We start from the raw sequence: 5294 nt of genomic DNA on the forward strand, positions 1-5294 counted from the left end.
TTTTCTGCCATTATTTCTTCCTCCGATTCATTGTGAAATATTTAATTTGTTTCCATTGATAGTGTAACCCAAATCAACAAAAAAGACAAGCAATATTGTGCATATTTTCACAACAAAAACCTTATAATTACATGAAAACGCTAACATCCAGTTAAACTTCTTTATAAAAAAATCCAAGACCAAAACAGTCTTAGATATCACGATTAGTAATTATTATTTTAACTCCCTCTTCAAATAAAAAATCTTTAATTTCATCATTATTCACAGTCCATGTATTAACATCAATTCCCTGACTATGATAATCATTTATTTCTTTTTCATTTAAAAATACATATTTTGGATGAGCTGCATTAAACTTATACTTAAATACTTTTTGTTTATTTATTTCATAGTCATCTTCATATAAATAACCTAAATAAATTGTACTATCTATCTCTCTAAGTATTAATAAACTTTCTAAACAAAACGAAGAAAAAATCACCTTTTTCAACAAACCCTTTTGTTTAACCAAATCATATGTCATTTGTTCAATATTATTATAATGAATCTTGTCAGTTTTTATCTCAAGATTTAGTATTACATCCTTATCACTACAATAATCCAGCAATTCTTCTAATAAAGGAATTCTTGCATCAATATTTTTAAAACGATAATTAAAATTAAACTTACAAAGTTCATTATAAGTAAAATCTTTAACATACCCCTTTCCATTAGATGTACGATTTATTTTTTCATCATGAATTAATACTAATTTATTATCCTTTGATAAATGAACATCTGTCTCTATTCCATCAAAATTACCTTCAATTGCTTTTTTAAAAGCAATCATTGTATTTTCAGGATACTTTTCACTATATCCTCTATGCCCTAGTTTAATCATCATCAACCTCTATAAAACACTTATAAAATAAGCTATATATCCTATTAACATTATAATTGCCCCACTCTTCTTTAAATGATGTCTATCATCAATAAATGCATATAGCAAAAACAAAGCTCCTATCGCTACAATCCCATCTATAATAAAACCACTTTCAAATGTTATTGCAGTAGGTGAAATTAAAGCAGTTGTTCCTAACACGAATAGAATATTAAAAATATTACTACCTATGATATTACCAATTGCTAAATCACTTTTTCCTTTCCATGCCGCCGTCAATGAAGTTACCAGCTCTGGAAGTGAAGTACCAAACGCGATAATCGTCAGTCCTATTAATCTTTGGCTAATTCCAATTTCTTTTGCAATATATGTTGCTGAATTGATTGTCATATTACTACCTATTACAATTGCCGCAATCCCTAAGATAATCATTAACCCTAAACGAAATAATGTATCTTTTTCATCTAACTCCTCAATTTCATCAATTGGTACATCTTCACCTTTTTTAACCAGACGATATAAATAAAACAAAAACAATAAAAATAAAGCCCATAAAATCACTCCATCAAATCGATCAACTGACCCACCAAATTTACCCAACACTAATAAAATAAGTGTTATTGCCATCACAAAAGGGATTTCATATCGATATGTATTATTATTTACTCTCAATCGTGCTATACAACCCGAAATCCCTAAAATAAGTAAAACATTCATAATATTACTGCCTATTACATTACCTATGGCTAAATCAACATTTCCACTCATTGCCGAAGTAATAGAAATTGCCGCCTCAGGTGCACTAGTACCAAAAGCTATAATTGTAAGTCCAATTACAATTGGTGGGATATTTAATTTCGCAGCCAACTTAGAAGCTCCTTCTACAAATATATCAGCTCCTTTGATCAATAAAACAAAACCGCCAATTAAATAAGCTATTTGTATTAACATATTTTTAAGTATAATCTCCTTCCTAATTTAAGTTTATATCAATCTTATAATTTTAGTCCTATCATATCATCAATTCTATAAAAAAACTATAACTAACATATAAAAAGCAGCTCCAGGCTGCTAAATCAACTTAAATTTCTTTAAAGCTTTCTGTATACCATCATCTTCTATTCGTGCAGTCACATAATCTGCAACTGCTTTCGCTTCATCAACAGCATTTCCCATAGCAATACCTAAACCTGCTGTTTCTAACATTTCAATATCATTTCTACCATCTCCAAAAGCAATTGTATCCTTAATATCTCTTTTCATCCTTTTTACTAATTCGCTGATTCCAACCGCTTTAGAAACCCCTCTTAAGGTTAAATCAAATGAACAATCACTCTGGTGTCTTTGAACATCAAAATAAGGACTCAATGTCTCCACCATTATTGGTATATCTTCTTTTTGATTAACCACGATCATTCCAATATACGTTTCAATCTTTTCAGGATCAAATTCATCAATAACTGTTTCTGGTTTCATACCCCAATTTTTGCAAAACTCAATATGTTTTTTATCATTACGGTTACGAACATAAATATAATCTGTACTTTCAAAATAATAATTAAAGTTATGTTCTTCACAGAATCTCATCGTTGCTTTAATTGCTTCACTAGGAATAATTGCTTTATAAACAGGCTGATCATGATATTCAACATAAGCCCCATTACATGTTACATAACCACTAAACGGATAGCTCATCACACCATCTGTAATAAAACATTTGCATCTTCCCGTTGCTAAAAAAACATCATAACCATTTTCTTTCAATTGATCCAACGCTTGTATTGTACTATTAGTAATTGAATATATACCTAAATTACATTCTATCAAAGTTCCATCAATATCAAAAAATAATAATTTACTCATAATATACCTCCGCTTATATATTGTAACACAAGTTAAATATATTTAAGCTTAGATTATTGGTATAATTCAATTATTTCTCCACACGCTATCATTTTACCTGCGTTTCCTGATGGCTGAGTCGTAAAATCATCTGCCTTTTCATGAATAATTATTGTTCTTCCAACAATTTGTTCGGGCATAAATTTTTGAATATATACACTCATCCATGCCTGACCATTCATCGAAAATAAAGGAGGCAAATCACCACTATGATAAGGATGTAGACAATCATTCATACTAAAATGACTACCTGCATCACTAAATGGATTTTCTTCTGTCCCTGTACATGTTGCCCCTTCATGAATATGCAAACCATGAACCCCTTGATTACAACCAGTATCTGGTAACCCCTGAGCTTCAACAACCAACACGCTACCTTTATTATAACTATAAACCAACAATATTCCTTCTACACCATTCCCTTTAATAATTGCATATGCTTTTGGTGCATCGTTATATAACATATTAATAATTTCAAATGTATTCATTATCTTCCTCCAATATTTAGTATATGAAATTTATTAAATAAAATGACAGCTCACCTATATTAGATGAGCTGTCATTTTATATACTAAACTAGCATATATAACAATAACTATAATTATTATTTTATAAAGATTTAAATACTCGATTCTTTTTAATATAAGAGATTTATCACGAATAATATCAATTAAAACAAGAATTGTTACCGCCTCAAAAAAAAAGATAAACAAAAAGGAAAATAACCAAAACCTTTAATACTTTATCAAATAATAGTTGTCTATGCTTTAGCTTATAATTACTAACAACAATAATATATACTAAAAATACTGACTGATAATAAAAGCTCACAGATTGATTATCAAATATAAAAACAAATAAAATCATAATTAACTTTAGCCATTTTTTATACGATTTTATATTATTATCATAATCAATTTCATAAACATAGTTGCTATTATTTTTCACAAACTCCGATTTACCTTTTTTTAAATCAATAAAATTAATTATTTATTTCATAATGTTTAAAAGCTAATATATCTTTTTATATTCACTAGAATAAAAATAACTAAGTTTGTATACCATTTTTTATTTCTCCAAAAAATCAGAATCTTCAATTTGTTGTTTTAATAATTGACGTTCCTGTTTTAACAATTCCAATCCCTTAGATGTGATCTTATAATATTTTTTTCTTGCCTCTACTCCTGTTAATTCTATAATCCCATCATTCATAAAACGTTCTAATAAGTTATACATAGTACCATTTCCAACCTTAACACGATTATGAGATAACATCTGAATATCCTGCATCATTGCATAACCATGATTTTCTTCAATCACTGTCAATAGTAAGTAGAACATTGGTTCTGTTAATCTTTGATACTGTTCTCTAGCCATTTAATCTAACCTCCAAATATAACATGTAAAATAAATAAGATAATCCAAAAGATCAAAAACAACCCTAATAATACTTTCTTTAATACCAATGAATTTTTCATCAAAATGAAAAAACAAGCAAAAACACATATCACCTCAATTATCATTGCATATTCAAATTCTATCTTTGATACTAAATACATTGACGATACATAACATACACTAACAAACTCAATCACAAATTCTGGATACTTATCCTTATTATTTATTATATCGTATATCAAATAACAATATATCGCAAGAAAGGGAATACCATAAAAAACATCAAGACCACCTCTCCACGCAAAGTGAAACAACCCTAGAATAAGCAAAGAAATATTTGCTACCGCCGTTCGTTTAATTGAACGCATTCTTTTTTTATAGTCGTCGTTTTCAATCTTTAAATACTCTTCTTCCAAAAAAAATGGTACTGCATTTTTCATGTCATTATTTATCCATATTCCCATTCCATCAGTTACAAACTGTAATTTCCAACCATTTAATCTAGCAATATCAAAATATTCATTATCATCATTTATGCCATTATTATATCGTTTTGAATAATCAAGTGAATAAACAAAATCCTCATCATATCTTTCAAAAGTAGCAGACATCAAACCACCACCAAAATCTAAACCCTTTACTATATATCCATCATTCTTTTTTTGATTTAAAATCTTAGTAATTTTAGTTCCTTCACTTTTATAACAGATAAAAATCTCTTTCATTTTATCATTCCTCTCACCGACAACGTATATGTCAATCATCGTCATACACATCATAACAAAAACACTTATATATGTCAACTATCGTCACATAAAAAAAGATTAGCTATATCTGTACAATATAACTAATCTCATTAAAACTTATTCTTTACGAGCCTTTTTACGATTAAACAATAATCCAATTAAACCTAGAACTGTTAATCCAGTAGTTGCTCCAATCGCACTATTATCTCCTGTCTTAACAGTAGTTACTGTTGTGTCTCCTGGTTTTACTGTACTTTCAGGGTTAGTTGAATTAGTTTCTAATCCGGCCATTGCTTTTGTTAATCCATTTATCGCATTTTCTACTTCTTCTTTTGTTGCATTTGGATCATTTAATATTGCATTTGCTT

The 5294-nt window shown here is 28.6% G+C and carries 7 protein-coding genes; all 7 read right to left on the reverse strand.

Going from position 1 to position 5294, the window contains the following annotated elements:
- Positions 1-190 precede the first annotated feature (190 nt).
- Entirely contained in the window at positions 191-880 is a 690-nt protein-coding gene (locus tag ACLR9T_RS13175) for a glycerophosphodiester phosphodiesterase (RefSeq protein ID WP_413109966.1), read from the reverse strand.
- A gap of 9 nt (positions 881-889) precedes the next feature.
- The gene (locus ACLR9T_RS13180) at positions 890-1831 is read right to left on the reverse strand and encodes a calcium/sodium antiporter (RefSeq protein WP_413109967.1); all 942 of its coding nucleotides are present in this window, start codon (positions 1829-1831) and stop codon (positions 890-892) included.
- 120 nt (positions 1832-1951) lie between these two features.
- Positions 1952-2743, reverse strand: a complete 792-nt coding sequence (locus tag ACLR9T_RS13185) for a Cof-type HAD-IIB family hydrolase (protein WP_413109968.1) — start codon at positions 2741-2743, stop codon at positions 1952-1954.
- A 53-nt stretch (positions 2744-2796) separates the two neighbouring features.
- Positions 2797-3270, reverse strand: a complete 474-nt coding sequence (locus tag ACLR9T_RS13190) for a superoxide dismutase family protein (protein WP_413109969.1) — start codon at positions 3268-3270, stop codon at positions 2797-2799.
- Positions 3271-3850: 580 nt separating this feature from the next.
- Entirely contained in the window at positions 3851-4159 is a 309-nt protein-coding gene (locus ACLR9T_RS13195) for a PadR family transcriptional regulator (RefSeq protein WP_413109970.1), read from the reverse strand.
- 5 nt (positions 4160-4164) lie between these two features.
- The gene (locus tag ACLR9T_RS13200; protein WP_413109971.1) at positions 4165-4905 is read right to left on the reverse strand and encodes a hypothetical protein; all 741 of its coding nucleotides are present in this window, start codon (positions 4903-4905) and stop codon (positions 4165-4167) included.
- A gap of 138 nt (positions 4906-5043) precedes the next feature.
- On the reverse strand, positions 5044-5294 hold a 251-nt coding region (locus ACLR9T_RS13205; RefSeq protein ID WP_413109972.1), incomplete at its 5' end, for a hypothetical protein.

Origin of the sequence: Thomasclavelia sp. (assembly GCF_047249845.1) — a bacterium.
In the GTDB taxonomy this organism is placed as follows: domain Bacteria; phylum Bacillota_I; class Bacilli_A; order Erysipelotrichales; family Coprobacillaceae; genus Thomasclavelia.